This is a genomic window from Arthrobacter sp. C152 (assembly GCF_054890965.1).
In genome coordinates this window covers 13,919-29,137 of record NZ_JBTZSU010000005.1, presented here as the reverse complement: position 1 = coordinate 29,137, position 15,219 = coordinate 13,919, and the positions used below count along the sequence as shown (strand labels likewise).

Here is a 15,219-nt window from a genome sequence, read left to right as displayed (position 1 = left end):
CTGCGTTGGCCGTTAGGCGTAGGCGTTGACCAGGCGGACCGCGCCGCCGTCCACGCCCTTGGCACCCTGGACGTAATCCGGGCCGGACTTCAGGATGGAGTCCGAATCCTCGGTGACGGTGCCCATGATCCAGGACGGCAGCCCGCGCTCGTTCAAACGCGCGACGGCGGCGTCCGCGGCTTCGGGGGAGACGATGGCCACCATGCCCACGCCAAGGTTCAGAGTCCGCTCAAGGTCGGCCAGCGGAACGTTGCCCAGTTCCGACACCAGCTTGAAGATGGCCGGCAGTTCCCAGGTGGCACGGTCCACCGTCGCCACCAGGCCCTGCGGGAGGACGCGGGCCAGGTTGGCGGCGAGTCCGCCGCCGGTGACATGGCTGAAGCCGTGGACGGCAGCGCCCGAGTTCACGGGGAAGGTGCGGGCGAGGTCCAGGCAGTCGGCGGCATAGACGCGGGTGGGCTCCAGCAGTTCCTCACCCAGGGTGCGGCCCAGCTCGGAGACCTGCCGGTCCAGGGCCCAGCCCGCGTGGTTGATCACGCGGCGGACCAGGGAGTAGCCGTTGGAGTGCAGGCCGGAGGAGGCCATGCCGATCACCACGTCGCCGGCGCGGACGCGGTCCGGCCCCAGCAGCGCGTCGGCCTCCACGACGCCGGTGGCTGCACCGGCAACATCGTATTCGTGCTCGCCCAGCAGGCCGGGGTGCTCGGCGGTTTCGCCGCCCACCAATGCCGTGCCGGCCACGGAGCAGGCCGCGGCGATGCCGCGGACAATGCCGGCGATGCGCTCGGGCACTACCTTGCCGCAGGCAATGTAGTCAGTCATGTACAGCGGCTCGGCGCCCACCACCACGATGTCGTCCACCACCATGCCCACGAGGTCGAACCCGATGGTGTCGTGGATGTCCATGGCCTGGGCGATGGCCACCTTGGTGCCGACCCCGTCCGTGGACGTGGCCAGCAGGGGCCGCTTGTACGTCAGTAGCCTGGAGACGTCGTAGAGGCCGGCGAAGCCGCCCACCCCGCCGATCACCGAGGAGTTGTGGGTTGCCTTGACGGCATCCTTCATGAGCTCGACGGCGCGGTCCCCGGCTTCAACGTCCACGCCTGCGGAGGCGTAGGTGATGCCGGAGTTTTCTGCGGCGGGGGTGGCGGAGGTCATACGGAGTCCTTCTTGTCGGCGCTGGTGGCGGCGTGTACGTCGGGCACGAGGTCGGCTTCGGTCAGCAGGTTCTCGAATTCGGAGTCCGGTCCGGGATCGCAGCCGGTGGCACCGGACTTCTCGGCCGGATCCTCGGTGGCGTCAACGGCCAGGGCCGCGGTCTCTCCGGGGAGCGCGGAGGGCGAGGGCGCCAGGCCGCCCAGGTCGGTGCGTTCCAGCAGGTTCTTGCCCAGCTTGTCGGCGTCCGGCAGCTTGATGGGGTACTTGCCGGTGAAGCAGGCGGTGCAAAGGCGTTCGCGCGGCTGCCGGGTGGCCCCGATCATGCCGTCCTCGGAGATGTAGGCCAGCGAGTCGGCGCCGATGGCCTGGGAGATCTCCTCGATGGTGGCCCCGTTGGCGATGAGCTCGGCGCGGGAGGCGAAGTCGATGCCGTAGAAGCACGGCCACTGGACGGGCGGGGAGGAAATCTTGACGTGGACGGCGGCGGCGCCGGCTTCGCGGAGCATCCGGACGATGGCCCGCTGGGTGTTGCCGCGGACGATGGAATCGTCCACGACCACCACGCGCTTGCCGCGGATCACGGACTCGAGCGCGTTGAGCTTGAGCCGGATGCCCAGCTGGCGCAGGGTCTGCGAGGGCTGGATGAAGGTGCGGCCCACGTAGGAGTTCTTGACGAAGCCGTGGGCGAAGGGGATGCCGGATTCCTCGGCGTAGCCCACGGCCGCGGGGGTGCCCGATTCGGGGACGGGGATGACGATGTCAGCGGCCTGCGTGTTTTCCCGGGCCAGCTGGCGGCCCATCTCCACGCGGGATTCGTACACGGAGCGGCCTGCGATGGCGGCGTCCGGGCGGGCAAGGTACACGTACTCGAAGACGCAGCCGGCCGGCGTCGGCTCTGCGAACTTCTTGGAGCGCACGCCCTGCTCATCGATGGCGATGAACTCGCCGGGTTCGATCTCGCGGATGAAGCTGGCGCCCACCGTGGCGAGAGCGGACTGCTCGGAGGCCACAACCCAGCCCCGCTCCAGCCGGCCCAGGACCAGCGGGCGGATGCCGAAGGTGTCGCGCGCGGCGTAGAGGGTGCCCTCGTCCATGAAGACGAAGCAGAACCCGCCCTTGATTTTGGGCAGCAGTTCGGTGGCGGTTTCTTCGAGGGTCTTGCCGGGCTCGCCCTCCAGCAGTGCCGTGACCAGGGCGGTGTCCGAGGTGTTGCCCTGCTTCATCTCGCCGGTCAGGTTGCCGCCGTTGCGCTCCTGGATCATGGCGTTCAGTTCGGCGGTGTTGGTGAGGTTGCCGTTGTGGGCCAGGGCCACCGTCCCGGTGGACGTGGCGCCCAGGGTGGGCTGGGCGTTGGCCCAGTGGCTGGCGCCGGTGGTGGAGTACCGGCAGTGGCCGACGGCCAGGTGCCCGGTCAGGGTGTTCAGCGTGGTCTCATCGAAGACCTGGGACACGAGGCCCATGTCCTTGTAGACGTTGATCCGCTTGCCGTCGCTGGTGGCAATACCGGCGGACTCCTGGCCGCGGTGCTGCAGAGCGTACAGCCCGTAATAGGTGAGTTTTGCTACTTCTTCGCCCGGTGCCCAGACGCCGAAGACGCCACAGGCATCCTGGGGTCCTTTTTCGCCGGGAAGAAGATCATGGGAAAGTTTGCCATCGCCGCGTGCCACTGGTCGATTATCGCACGATATGCGGTATGACTTTTGCGGACTGCGCGTTTATGACCGGCTAGGGCTGGGGATCGGTGTCCGGTTCGGAATCGGGGACGGCTTCCACCACGGCCCGCTGCTGCCGTTTGAGGCTGCGGCGGTCCAGGACCAGGGCCAGTACCGCGCCAAGGATCGCCCCGGCTGCGGCAAACATCACCATGAAGAACCCGAAGACTGCGCCGGGGTCGAAGCTGGCGTCGCCCGGCAGCGCGTAGGCCACCACAGCGGCGGCAACGACGCCCACCAGCGCCCCCAGGACCATGAACGGGACGTATTTGGGCGCCCGGCGGACGGTCAGTTCACGCCGCTCGGCAGGGTGTTCTTCAAAAGCCATGCCATCCAGCCTACTGCCGGAGTTTTCGACGGCGTAATGAGGCCGGATCCCTGCTGGCCAACTACCCGGCAACTGATATATCTATTGACATCGACTGTGTCCACTGTCATATTTTCCGTAGGCGTTATGTGCATCTCGTTGTGTATTACGCAACCGCAGGTACGGGTTGCGGAGCGCGGCGGCAGGTGCGGGACACGGCATCTCAGCTAGATTGGCACCTGGTGCCGACCCACCGGATCTGCCAAGGTCCAGGAAAGGAACACGAGAACCCATGGTCCATAAAGTTCAAGCTGTCATCGCCCGCCAAAAGGATGCCCCGGTCACGCTGGAGACCATCCTGGTGCCGGATCCGGGTCCGGGGGAGGCGCTTGTGGACATCCTGACCTGCGGTGTCTGCCACACGGACCTGCACTACAAGCAGGGCGGCATTGGTGATGATTTCCCGTACCTGCTGGGGCATGAGGCCACCGGTGTGGTCTCCGCTGTGGGCCCGGACGTGACGTCCGTGGCGCCCGGTGACCGGGTGATCCTGAACTGGCGTGCGGTGTGCGGGCAGTGCCGGGCGTGTGCCAAGGGCCAGCCGCAGTATTGCTTCAACACCCATAACGCCACGCAGAAGATGACCCTCGAGGACGGCACCGAGCTCTCGCCGGCGCTGGGTATCGGGGCGTTCGCCGAGAAGACGCTGGTGGCGGCCGGGCAGTGCACCAAGGTTGATCCGGAGGTTGATGCAGCCGCCGTTGGCCTGCTGGGTTGCGGCATCATGGCCGGCATCGGCGCTGCGATCAACACCGGCGAGGTCAAGCGCGGCGAGTCCGTGGCAGTGATCGGCTGCGGCGGCGTGGGCATTGCCGCGATCGCCGGCGCCAAGCTGGCGGGCGCGACGACGATCATCGCCGTGGACATCGACGACAACAAGATCGGGATGGCAAAGTCGCTCGGCGCCACCCACGGCATCAACTCCCGGCAGCAGGATCCCGTGGAAGCCATCCGTGCCCTCACCGGAGGCAACGGGGCCGACGTGGTGATTGACGCCGTCGGCCGCCCTGAAACGTACAAGCAGGCGTTCTACGCCCGCGACCTCGCCGGCCGCGTGGTCCTGGTGGGCGTCCCCACCCCGGAGATGACGCTGGAACTGCCGCTGCTGGACGTCTTTGGCCGCGGCGGGTCGCTGAAGTCCTCCTGGTACGGCGACTGCCTGCCCTCCCGGGACTTCCCGATGCTCGTGTCGCACTACAAGCAGGGCAACCTGGACCTGGACGCCTTCGTGTCCGAGCGCATCACCATCGACCAGGTGGAGGAGGCCTTCGAGAAGATGCACGGCGGCAAGGTCCTGCGTTCCGTTGTTGAAGTCAGCCGGGTGGAGATCTGATGGCGGTCACCATCGAGAACCTGGTCACCTCGGGCACGTTTTCGCTCGACGGCGGCACCTGGGACGTGGACAACAACGTCTGGATCGTGGGTGACGACACCGAGTGCGTGATCATCGATTCCCCGCACGACGCGCAGGCGATCATCAACCAGGTCAAGGGCCGGACGGTCAAGGCCATCCTGCTGACCCACGCGCACAACGACCACATCGGCGCCGCCCGTGAAGTCTCCGAGGCCGTGGACGCGCCGATCTACCTGAACCCGGAGGACCTGGTCCTGTGGGAGCAGGTCTACCCGGACTTTGCACCCCACCGGCAGCACGCGGACGGGGATGCGTTCGAGGTGGGCGGGGCAACCCTGAAGGCGATCCACACGCCGGGCCACTCGCCGGGATCGACGTGCTTCTACTTGGAAAGCGAAGGAACGGTCTTCACCGGGGACACGCTGTTCAACGGCGGTCCGGGCGCCACCGGCCGGTCCTACAGCGACTACCCCACCATCCTGAAGTCCATCCGGGAACGGCTCCTCACGCTCCCGGCCGGCACGGTGGTTCGCACCGGCCACGGTGACAACACCACCATCGCCGCCGAGCAGGAAACCCTGGCCAAGGTCTCCGAGTAGCCAACGCCGGCGCAGAGTGTGCCCGTGAGGGCGCGCCGGGATTCCCTGGCGCGCCCTCCCCGCAGTTTGAAAGATCCATGCCCGTAAGGAAGTTGGAACGATGAAGTTCGGTAAGCAGCCCGCACCCGTTGCGGACATCAACGAGGACAACCTTGAAGTCCACAAGCCCAAGACCGAGGCCGCCGGCGTCAAGGCGGTCATGGTCGCGCTGGAACGCGCCGTGGCGCAGGCCGGTGTCACGCGCACGGCGCAGTCGCTGCTGCGGCTGAACCAGCGCGGCGGCTTTGACTGCCCGGGCTGCGCGTGGCCGGAATCGGACAAGAAGCGCAAGGCTGCCGAGTTCTGCGAGAACGGCGCCAAGGCGGTGGCCGAGGAAAACACGCTGCGGACCGTGGGTGCGGAGTTCTGGGCCAGGCACTCCATTGCAGAGCTGTCCACCAAGACCGAGTACTGGCTGGGCAACCAGGGTCGGCTCTCGGAGCCGGTGGTGATCCGCGAGGGCGAGACGCACTACTCGCCGATTTCCTGGAATGACGCGTTCGAACTGATCGGGGAGCACATCCGCGCCAGCACCCCGGACCGGTGCGTGTTCTACACCTCCGGCCGGACGGCGAACGAGACCGCGTTCCTGTACCAGCTGTTTTCCCGGTCCATCGGGACGAACAACCTGCCGGACTGCTCCAACATGTGCCACGAGTCCTCCGGTTCGGCGCTGAACCCGACGATCGGCATCGGCAAGGGCACCGTGTCCCTGGACGACATCCACGACGCCGAGCTGATCTTCGTCGTCGGCCAGAACCCGGGCACCAACCACCCACGCATGCTGTCCGCGCTGAAGGAATGCAAGGACAAGGGCGGCAAGGTGGTGGCCGTGAACCCCCTGCCGGAGGCCGGCCTATTCAACTTCCGGGACCCGCAGACCCTCTCCGGCGTGGTCGGTGGCGGTACCCCGCTCGCCGACGAGTACCTGCAGATCAAGGTCGGTGGCGACCTGGCGCTCTTCCAGGCGCTCGGCCACCTCCTCCTGGAGGCCGAGAAGCAAAACCCGGGGACCGTCGTCGACCATTCCTTCATCGCCGCACAGACGGACGGGTTCGACGCCTACCGCGACGCCCGCGCCACGCTGGACTGGGACGAGACGGAGAAGGCCACCGGCCTGGCCCGGGAACAGATCGAGAGGGTCGCCGCGATGCTGGTGGCGTCCAAGGCCTCCATCTTCTGCTGGGCCCTCGGCGTGACCCAGCAGCCGCACTCAGTGGACACCATCAAGGAAATGGTCAACGTCCTGCTGCTGCAGGGCAACTTCGGCAAGCCCGGCGCCGGCGCCTGCCCCGTCCGCGGCCACTCCAACGTCCAGGGCGACCGGACCATGGGCATCTGGGAAAAGCCCAGCGAAAAGCTCCTCGCCGCGATCGACAACGAGTTCGGGATCACCTCGCCGCGGCACCACGGCTACGACGCCGTCGAGTCCATGGAGGCGTTCGAACGCGACGAGGTGGACGTGTTCGTCTCCATGGGCGGGAACTTCTCCCTGGCCTGCTCGGACACCGAAACCCTCGAAGCCGGGATGCAGCGGATCGGCCTGACCGTGCACATCAGCACCAAGCCCAACCGCTCGCACATCGTGCACGGCCGCACGTCCCTGATCCTGCCCACGCTGGGCCGGACGGACAAGGACGACAAGCACCCCAAGGGCGCCCAGTTCCTGTCCGTGGAGGACTCGATGTCAGTGGTCCATTCCACCCAGGGCCGCCTGGCCCCGGTCTCGGAGCACCTGCTCGCCGAGCCCGTGATCGTGGCCCGGATGGCCGAGGCCACCTTCGGCCCCGACCACCCCGTGGACTGGCGCGGCATGGCCGAGGACTACGACGTAATCCGCGACCACATCGCCCGCGTCCTGCCAGGGTTCGAGGACTTCAACGCCCGCATCCGGACCAAGAACGGGTTCGTGCTGCCCAACCCGCCGCGCGACACCCGTTCCTTCGCCACGGACATCGGCCGGGGCCGGTTCACCGTCAGCCCGCTGGAGTACCTCACGCCTCCGCCGGGGCACCTGGTGCTGCAGACCATCCGCAGCCACGACCAGTACAACACCACCTACTACGGACTGGACGACCGCTACCGCGGCATCTCCGACGGCCGCCGCGTGATCCTGATCCACCCGGAGGACCTGGCCGAATCCGGTTTCCAGGACCGGGAGCTCGTGGATGTGGTGAGCACGTTCCAGGGCGTGGACCGCAGGGCCGACAAGTTCCGTCTGGTGGCCTACCCCACCGCGAAGGGCTGTGCCGCCGCCTACTTCCCCGAAGCCAACGCCCTGGTCCACAAGGAGAACGTGGCCCGCGTCTCCAACACGCCCGGCTTCAAGGCCATGTTCGTCCGCTTCGAACCGCACAAGGGCGGGGCGGCGGCGGCCGAAGAGTCGGCAGGGGAGTTGGCAGGAACGCACGCCTAGCCGAGCGAACCCCCATCAGAAGACCCGCGACGGCGGCACATCGGCCAGGCCGGGGTGCCGCCGTTGTCATGCGTGGGCGTGGAGCAGCCGCTCCAGGGCGTCCTCCCAGGGGGCCGGAGGCGTGCGGAGAATGTCGACGTTGCCAAGCAACAGCCCATCGGGCCACCAGGGTGGTTCCCAGTCCTGGTGTTCGGATGCGTAGTGGCGGCCGGTGGGTGAGGTCCAGCCGGGTGGTTCGTTTTTGCTGGCCGGGGTGGGCTCCCAGCTGGTGGTGTGCCGGAGTCGGTGGTGTTTCCGGCAGGTCTGGCCCAGGTTGCTGATGCCGGTGGTGCCGCCGTTGGCCCAGGCGAGGATGTGGTCGGCGTCGTTGTCGAGGGAGTTGTTGCTGCACCCGGGGAAGGGGCATTTGCCGTCGCGCATTCTCAGCCAGGCCCGCATCGCCTTGGTGACCCGGTAGCTGGTGCGGCCGATTTCCAGCGGCGACCCGTCCCTGGGATCGACGAGCACCCGGTAGAACGAGTCCGCACCGTTGGCCAGGAGCCTGCGCGCCATCGACGGCGGGATCGGCCCGTACCCGTCCAGCATCGCCGGCTCATCCGTCAATCCTGTCAAGGACAACGCCGGGACCGTGACCAGGACCTGGGGGCGGATCCGCGAGGACAGGCCGTCCCCGCCTCCGTCCGCGCCGGCAACACCGGGAATACTGCTGCCCAGGATCGCGTGGGCGAAGTTGTCGGCGCGCAACTGCGCCATGGTGCGGGGTTCGTTCGGGCCCTGCTGGGACCGGGCGATCGCGGTGAGCCGGTTCCAGCCCGCCAGTGCTTGGTCGGCGGGCAAGCAGGCCGACAGCCAAGCCATACCGTTATCGTCCGGCCGGAACTCCACCCGCCGGTCCGCCACCGACCTGGCGTGGCGGGTTTCGATGCTTTCGGCATGGTGGCGTTCCCGCCAGGTCCGGGCCTTGGCCCTGAACCGGTGCGCCGGCATCTCCCCCACCGGACAGCCACTGGCCGCGTCCGGAGCGTCAGGGTCCAGGAAATGGGCCTCCAGCGCGGCAGCACCGCCAGCATCAAGACTGGCCGTTTCGTCCACCATAACTAAGGCGTGCTGCCAGGACAGGGCCCCGGACTCCAAGGCCGCAAGGGTCCTGGGCAGCGTGGTGGCAAGGGCGTGGGAGGCGGCCAGGAACGATCCCGCCGCCCGCGGCCCCAGAGCCAGCACACACCCGACCTCAGCCGCCACCGCCATCTCCTGCGCCTGAACCGGCGCGTCCGGCCCGGCAACAGCCTGAGCCGACTCCGCGTACTTCACCGCAGCCTTCGCCTTCAAACCAGCGATCCCGGCCTCCACATCACGGGCCCCAGCAAGAACATCCAGGCAACCATCCGCCAACCCCGCCAACGGATCAGCCACCAAAAACGGCTCGGAGCCGCACCCCTCCACCTCGGCATGAAGCACAGCAAGGGCAGCACGGATATCCCCGTACGCCTTGGCTACAGCTGCTTTCCCCATAAAACAATCATCAGGGGAGGGTCTGACATTGCTACAGGAGCGCCTGACCTGTCTGTGTGGGAGATCGCAGTTAGACGGCCGCTCCGTCATGGAGGTGCACCCGGCGGGAACGGCGGGAGAGTCGCCAGGTCCAGAATGCGACGATCAGTCCTGCCGTCGCGGCCCCTCCCGCGTATGTCGAGGGCGAGGACCACGACCCTTCCGGGGTGGGGACTGCAAAGGTAATTACGACGGTAGCCACGGCCAGAACGACCTCCACGGCCGCCTCCAGCCGCCTCACCTGAAACGCAGGGTAGGCCAGCCGGATCAGGGGGACGATCGGGAGCAGGAACAAACCGAGGCTGAAGACCGGGTAGATCACGTTGACGGTGAAGATCACTAAGCCCAGCACCAGCAAGCCCAGGAACTTCAGAACGTCCAAGGGCCGGAGCGGGCTCTCCGCCGTCCACCGGCTCAGCAGCAGCCCCCACGCGGGAAGCCCGAGGAGCCAGCCGCCTGCCCAGAAGCCGACGTTCAACAGTGCCAGCGGCACAAGCAGGGCGCCTGGCAGCAGGAACGCAAGCGCCTGCCGGAGTGACATCACCTTTCCGGCCGGCCCGAAGGTACACGCGCCGATCAGCAGGTACGCCGCCACATACCAGGGCAGCAGCTGGATCACCGACCCGGGAGCAAGAGGACCGAGGGGCGGTCCGAACAGAAGGAGCGTCAGCGAGGTCACCATCACGCAGATGGCGGCGAACGTCCACGGACGGTGGGCCAGCGGCTGGTGGATCATGGCAGTGACGCCAGAATGTCATGGGGCCACACTCTGGTCAGCACGTCGTCCAGCTCCCCGTTCGGGCTGGACACGCAGTACGGGGTATGGTCCACGTCAAGGACAGCCAAATTAACCGGCACCGCGAACAGCCCCCAAGGCTGGATCCTGTTAGCCAGGTACCCGGTCAGTTTCAGGTCGGCGTACTCGGGCGCGTTCCACACCCTGAAGGCGTGCTGGAGGTCATTGGGGTGGATGGCAATCCACACCCCGAACCGGAACTCATGCCCACCCTGCAGCTTGACAGGAAGAAGGGCGCGGACGAAAGGACCGATATTCGGGATTTGCATGAGCGTGGCCTTGGCGGGATCCGGGTCGCTGAGCCAACTGTCCTCGGCCCGGTGCTGGTCCGGGCTTTCCAACACCGGATCGGGGAGGCGGAACCGGACGTCCCTATCGTGGGCCGCCATTGCTTCGCCGCACATCCCGCACGTGCGCTGCCTGCCGAACATCATGCATCCCCCAATGCGCAGTTACTGACGAAAGTCTACGTCGGCGGTTTCCACACCAGGCCATCACCATCCCGCCGGGCACAAAAAGGGTGGCTGGGCCTGCCGGTCTCAAGCAGGCCCAACCACCCTGGGAGAAAAGAAAGTCAGCCGCGGAGGCGCTCCATGCCCGGGTCGACCAGCGGTTCGGCGGTCACGGTGGCGGCCACGCGGCGCCCGAAGTATTCGATCTCCACGGCGTCGCCAATCCCCACGGAAGCGGGCAGCCAGGCGTAGGCGATGGGCTTCCGGACGGTGTAACCGTACGCGGCGCTCGTCACGTACCCTGCCGCTGAGCCGTTCACGTACACCGGTTCCTTGCCCAGCACCACTGACGTGCCGTCGTCGACCGTCAGGCAGCGCAGCGCCCTCGTGGCCGGCTGTTCCTTGCGGACGGCGAGGGCCTCGGCGCCGACGAAGCCGGTCTTGTCCTTGGCCACGGAGAAGCCGAGCCCGGACTCGTACGGGTGGTGCTCGGAAGTCATGTCCGTGCCCCACAGCCGGTAGCCCTTCTCCAGCCGCATGCTGTTGAAGGCACCGCGGCCGGCGGCGATGATGCCGTGCTCCTGGCCAGCCTCAAACAGCAGGTCCCACAGCTTCAGGCCGTACTCGGCGGTGGTGTACAGCTCCCACCCGAGCTCGCCCACGTAGGAGAGCCGCATGGCCGTGACGGGAATCCCGCCCACGGTGATCTCCTTGGTCCGGAAGTACTTCAAGCCGTCGTTGCTCAGGTCATCGGTGCTGACCTTGCCAATGACCTCGCGGGCCAGCGGGCCCCACAGGCCGATGCAGCAGGTGCTGCCGGTGATGTCCGTGACGTGCACCCACTGGGCGGGATCGGCGGCGGACTGGCGGCGGGCCTCCACACGGAGGTAGTCGAAGTCCACGTTGCTGTTGACGCCCAGCTGGAACTCCTCCTCCGCGAGCCGTGCGACGGTCACGTCACTGCGGATGCCGCCGTCGTGCTCCAGCAGCAGGCAGTACGTCACGGCGCCCGGCTTCTTGGCAATGTTGCCGGTGCTGAGCCGGTGCAGCAGTGCCTGCGCGCCGGGGCCGGTGACGGAGAGGCGCTTCAGCGGGGTCATGTCGAAAAGTCCGACGGCGGTACGCGTCTTCCACGCTTCGGCGGCGGAAATGGGGGAGTGGAACATGGCGGACCACTCGTCGCGCTCCGGCGCCTGCCATTCGGCCGGCATCTCCGCCAGGAGACCGCGGTTGGCTTCGAACCAGTGCGGACGCTCCCACGCGGCGGATTCCAGGAAGAAGGCGCCGAGTTCCTTCTGGCGGACGTTGAAGGGGCTGACGCGCAGGTCGCGCGGCGATTCGCGGGGCTGGAGCGGGTGCAGGACGTCGTAGATCTCCACGAAGTTCTGCTGTGACGTCTCGCTGACGTAGGCGTCGGAGGTCTGCACCTTCTCGAAGCGGGTGAGCTCCGTGCCGTGCAGGTCGGTCCGGGAGCGGCCTTCCACGAGCAGCTCGGCGACGGCCTTGGCCACGCCGGAGGAGTGCGTCACCCACACGGCCTCGGCAACGAAGAAGCCGGCCAGGTCCGGGTGCTCGCCGATGAGCGGGCCGCCGTCCGGCGTGAACGAGAAGATGCCGTTGAAGCCGTCCTGGATGCCTGCGCTGCGCAGGGCCGGCAGCAGGTCCTGGCTGTCTTCCCACGCGGGCACGAAATCCTCGAGGGTGAAGTCCAAGCGGGAGGGCATGCGGTGATCGGACATCTCGTCGGCCGGCACCTCGGGCAGGGCGGACATGTCCACGGGCATGGGGCGGTGGGCGTAGCTGCCGATGCCGATCCGGTCGCCCCATTCGCGGTAGTACAGGTCCTTGTCCTGGTAGCGCAGGATGGGCTTGCTGGCTCCCTTGGGAAGCTCGTTGACGCCCTCAAGTTCGGGAAGCGGCGTGGTGACGACGTACTGGTGGGCCAGCGGCAGCAGGGGAACCTCCAGTCCCACCATCCTGCCGAGCTCGCGGCCCCAGAACCCTGCGCAGGACACGACGATGTCGGCGGGGATCACGCCGTCGGAGGTTTCGACGCCGGTGACCTTGCCGCCCTCCTGGGCGATGCCGGTCACGGTGGTGGAGCCGAGGTAGGTGACGCCGCGTTCCCGGGATCGCTCGATCAGCAGCTGCACGGCCCGTGCGGCCAGGGCGAGGCCGTCGGTGGGGATAAGGAGGCCGCCCAGGACCTCGCGGCCGCCGGTGAGGGTTCCGGTGTTCAGCAGCGGGTAGATCTTCTCGCATTCGTCGGCGTCGATGATCCGGCTTTCCACGCCCCAGGAGGTCATCACGCCCATCTTGCGCTTGAGGTCCGACAGCCGCTCCCGGGTGGTGGCCAGTTCCAGGCCGCCCACCTGGTTGAAGCAGGACTGCCCGTCCTTGCTCAGGGACAGCAGCTTGTTGACGGTGTAGGTGGCGAATTCCGTCATCGTCTTTGATCCGTTGTTCTGGAACACCAGACCTGGGGCATGGGATGTGGAACCGCCGGCAAGCTCAAGCGGGCCCTGTTCGACGACTGTGATGTTGGTCCAGCCGCGGCTGGACAGCTCGTCGGCGAGGTTGGTGCCGACGATGCCGGCTCCGATGATGACGACGCGGGGTGATGCGCTCATGATTCCTGGTTCTCCTGGTTGGTGCTGGGATCCGGCTGTCCGGACGCTTCTTGGCTAGACGTGTCCGTCCACGGTCAGGCCGGGCGGCAGGTTGGGTACCTCGGTGGATTCGTTGACCATGATCACGCCGTCGACGACGACCACCTCGTGGGAGCGGACCGGCAGTTTGGCGGGCGGAGAGTCGACGCTGCCATCCCGGAGGTTGAACTTGGACGCGTGCAAGGGGCACTCCACCCAGCAGTCCTCAGCCCAGCCGTCTGCCAGGGAAGCGTCCTGGTGGGTGCAGGTGTCGTCGAGGGCGAAAAGCTCCCCGGCTTCGGTGTGGAACACCGCGATGGGCGGGGAGGTGTTGAGCCGCAGGGCTTCACCTGGTGCCAGTTCACTGAGCGGGCATGCCTGGTGCATAGGGGGTACCTCAAGTTTTCTGAGCGGGTGCGTCTTCGGTGACGCCGCTTGCTTCGCTATGAGCAACGCGCATCACTATATGCAACACGGTGGCGCAGCTCACACCAGATGTCAAGGGTTTCCGGCATTGTTGCGGCGGGCGGGCTGACTGTGTCGGCGCGCTCAACCCGTCGGCGCGGGCCGGGTACAGCACAGAGGCCTCCGCCGCTGGATGCGGCGAAGGCCTCTTGTCGTGCGGGGCCGGTTACCCGGCGGGGCGCGGCGGGGCGGTGCCCGGTGTCAGTGGGAGAAGTCCGCCGAGATCTCGGCGAGGGTGCGTCCCTTGGTCTCCGGCGCGAGCCACTGCGAGAGGACTGCACCGAGAAATGCGACGACGGCGGCCGCGACCATGGTTGGGCCCATGCCGATGTTGCTGATCGCCCATGGCAGGGCGAAGGTGCCGAGCGCTGCGCCGATGCGGCTGAACGCCGCGGCGAAGCCAGTGCCGAGGCCGCGCAGGTGGCCCGGGAATACTTCGGCCGGATAGACCTGGGTCATCGTGGTGTAGCCGGCGTTGAAGAAGGAGAAGGCGAGGAACAGGACGAGAACGAGGACCGCTGGTGCATCCGCCCAGACTCCGATGACCAGGAGGATGCCTGCGCAGAGCCATTGCCCGGGCACGGTGAGGATTCGGCGGCCGAGCTTGTCGATCAGAAGCACGCTGGTGACGACGCCCGCGGTCGCAAGTGCGGACAGGCCGACTCCACCGGCCCAGCCGCCGCCGAAGCCGAACTGGTTCAGCACGTCGTCGGCGAAGGTCGCGATCGCGAAGTACGGAGTCACCGCGCAGAACCAAAAACCTGCAGTGAAGAGGGTGGTGCGCCAATACTGCCTCGAGAACAGCATTCCGAAGGAGGCGCCCTTGATTTTGGTCTTGCTCTGGGCGGCTTGGGCTTCCTGGATCATCCTCAGGTCGATCTCTTCGGTGATGCTGTTGTGCATCTGAGGCGATTCGATGTACCTGTGTGCGATCGCGAGTGCTTCCTCGCGCCGTCCCTTCGTGATGAGCCAGCTCGGCGATTCGGGAAGCCCGAAGCGGGCGAAAAACAGGATGAGCGCGAGTATGGTGCTCGTGCCGATGACGAGCCGCCATGGGGTGCCGGCCTCGTGCAGGAGCGTGCCGATGATGAACGCCATCATGAACCCGGCGTACCAGGCGATCAGGGTCAGCCCGAGCAGTCGTCCGCGGAGCTTTGGCGGGGAGAACTCTGACAGCAGCGGCCCGCCGATTGAGTACTCGCCGCCGATCGCGACGCCCATGAAGAACCGGATGAGGGCCAGCTGGATCACGGCTCCGTCTCCGGAGGTTACGAAGAACTGGGCCGCTGAGGCGACCAGGAACAGCCCCATGTCCACGAGGAACATGGGCTTGCGTCCAAACTTGTCAGTAGCCCAGCCGGCAAGCGGGGAGCCGACGAAGATACCAGCCAGCGGGCCTGCAGCGATCATGCCCAGCTGTAGTGCGTCGAGCTGGAGATCTGACCGCATGGGTCCGGTGACGGGGCCGATGATTCCGAGGATGTAACCGTCAAGGAACATCCCGCCGATGAAGACAGAGACAAGCCGCACCATGAAGCGGCGTTTGAACTTGGAGCTGGTCTCTTTTGATATGGAGGTGTCGACGGAGGCCGTCGTCCCCGGGTTCCGGCGCTCCCCACGGCTTTGATCGATGGTGCTGCCACCTTTGGTTGTCATAAACAG

Annotated in this window: 12 protein-coding genes; 3 read left to right on the top strand and 9 right to left on the bottom strand. The window is 67.0% G+C overall.

All coding sequences use genetic code 11. The annotated features are described in order from the left end of the window. Nucleotides 1-12: 12 nt before the first annotated feature. From purM to ACYSM9_RS04885, 3 genes are read right to left on the bottom strand one after another with little or no spacing between them, the layout of a single operon-like run. Nucleotides 13-1,158, bottom strand: coding sequence for a phosphoribosylformylglycinamidine cyclo-ligase (gene purM, locus ACYSM9_RS04895; RefSeq protein ID WP_461855884.1), 1,146 nt, complete (start codon nucleotides 1,156-1,158; stop codon nucleotides 13-15). Continuing rightward, entirely contained in the window at nucleotides 1,155-2,825 is a 1,671-nt protein-coding gene (gene purF / locus ACYSM9_RS04890) for an amidophosphoribosyltransferase (RefSeq protein ID WP_461855883.1), read from the bottom strand. Before purF ends, purM begins: the two co-directional genes overlap by 4 nt. Before the next feature lie 58 nt (nucleotides 2,826-2,883). Then, nucleotides 2,884-3,198, bottom strand: coding sequence for a hypothetical protein (locus tag ACYSM9_RS04885; RefSeq protein ID WP_461855882.1), 315 nt, complete (start codon nucleotides 3,196-3,198; stop codon nucleotides 2,884-2,886). Between the two features lie 271 nt (nucleotides 3,199-3,469). Between ACYSM9_RS04885 and ACYSM9_RS04880 the strand changes: the two genes are divergently transcribed. From ACYSM9_RS04880 to ACYSM9_RS04870, 3 genes are all read left to right on the top strand, one after another. Then, complete coding sequence (locus tag ACYSM9_RS04880) at nucleotides 3,470-4,570, top strand: S-(hydroxymethyl)mycothiol dehydrogenase (RefSeq protein ID WP_461855881.1); 1,101 nt, start codon at nucleotides 3,470-3,472, stop codon at nucleotides 4,568-4,570. Then, a complete protein-coding gene (locus tag ACYSM9_RS04875; protein ID WP_461855880.1) occupies nucleotides 4,570-5,190 on the top strand; it encodes an MBL fold metallo-hydrolase in 621 nt (206 codons plus the stop codon). Before ACYSM9_RS04880 ends, ACYSM9_RS04875 begins: the two co-directional genes overlap by 1 nt. 100 nt (nucleotides 5,191-5,290) lie before the next feature. After that, entirely contained in the window at nucleotides 5,291-7,645 is a 2,355-nt protein-coding gene (locus tag ACYSM9_RS04870; RefSeq protein ID WP_461855879.1) for an FdhF/YdeP family oxidoreductase, read from the top strand. A gap of 66 nt (nucleotides 7,646-7,711) precedes the next feature. On the opposite strand, the gene ACYSM9_RS04865 is transcribed toward ACYSM9_RS04870, so the two are convergent. The 6 genes from ACYSM9_RS04865 to ACYSM9_RS04840 form a co-directional block, all read right to left on the bottom strand. Beyond that, nucleotides 7,712-9,157 carry an HNH endonuclease signature motif containing protein gene (locus ACYSM9_RS04865; protein ID WP_461855878.1) on the bottom strand — a complete coding sequence of 482 codons (1,446 nt, stop codon included), beginning with the start codon at nucleotides 9,155-9,157 and terminating at the stop codon, nucleotides 7,712-7,714. Nucleotides 9,158-9,227: 70 nt separating this feature from the next. Further along, nucleotides 9,228-9,932: a hypothetical protein gene (locus ACYSM9_RS04860; RefSeq protein ID WP_461855877.1), complete on the bottom strand. Its 705-nt coding sequence runs from the start codon at nucleotides 9,930-9,932 to the stop codon at nucleotides 9,228-9,230. Then, nucleotides 9,929-10,396: a DUF2199 domain-containing protein gene (locus tag ACYSM9_RS04855; protein WP_461856047.1), complete on the bottom strand. Its 468-nt coding sequence runs from the start codon at nucleotides 10,394-10,396 to the stop codon at nucleotides 9,929-9,931. The genes ACYSM9_RS04860 and ACYSM9_RS04855 overlap by 4 nt, the downstream gene beginning before the upstream one ends. Before the next feature lie 170 nt (nucleotides 10,397-10,566). Continuing rightward, on the bottom strand, nucleotides 10,567-13,074 hold the full coding sequence (locus tag ACYSM9_RS04850; protein WP_461855876.1) for a GcvT family protein: 2,508 nt from the start codon (nucleotides 13,072-13,074) through the stop codon (nucleotides 10,567-10,569). Between the two features lie 54 nt (nucleotides 13,075-13,128). Next, nucleotides 13,129-13,479 (bottom strand): bifunctional 3-phenylpropionate/cinnamic acid dioxygenase ferredoxin subunit, encoded by a 351-nt coding sequence (locus ACYSM9_RS04845; protein WP_461855875.1) that lies wholly within the window; start codon nucleotides 13,477-13,479, stop codon nucleotides 13,129-13,131. 279 nt (nucleotides 13,480-13,758) lie between these two features. Then, nucleotides 13,759-15,213 carry an MFS transporter gene (locus ACYSM9_RS04840; RefSeq protein ID WP_461855874.1) on the bottom strand — a complete coding sequence of 485 codons (1,455 nt, stop codon included), beginning with the start codon at nucleotides 15,211-15,213 and terminating at the stop codon, nucleotides 13,759-13,761. Nucleotides 15,214-15,219: the final 6 nt, after the last annotated feature.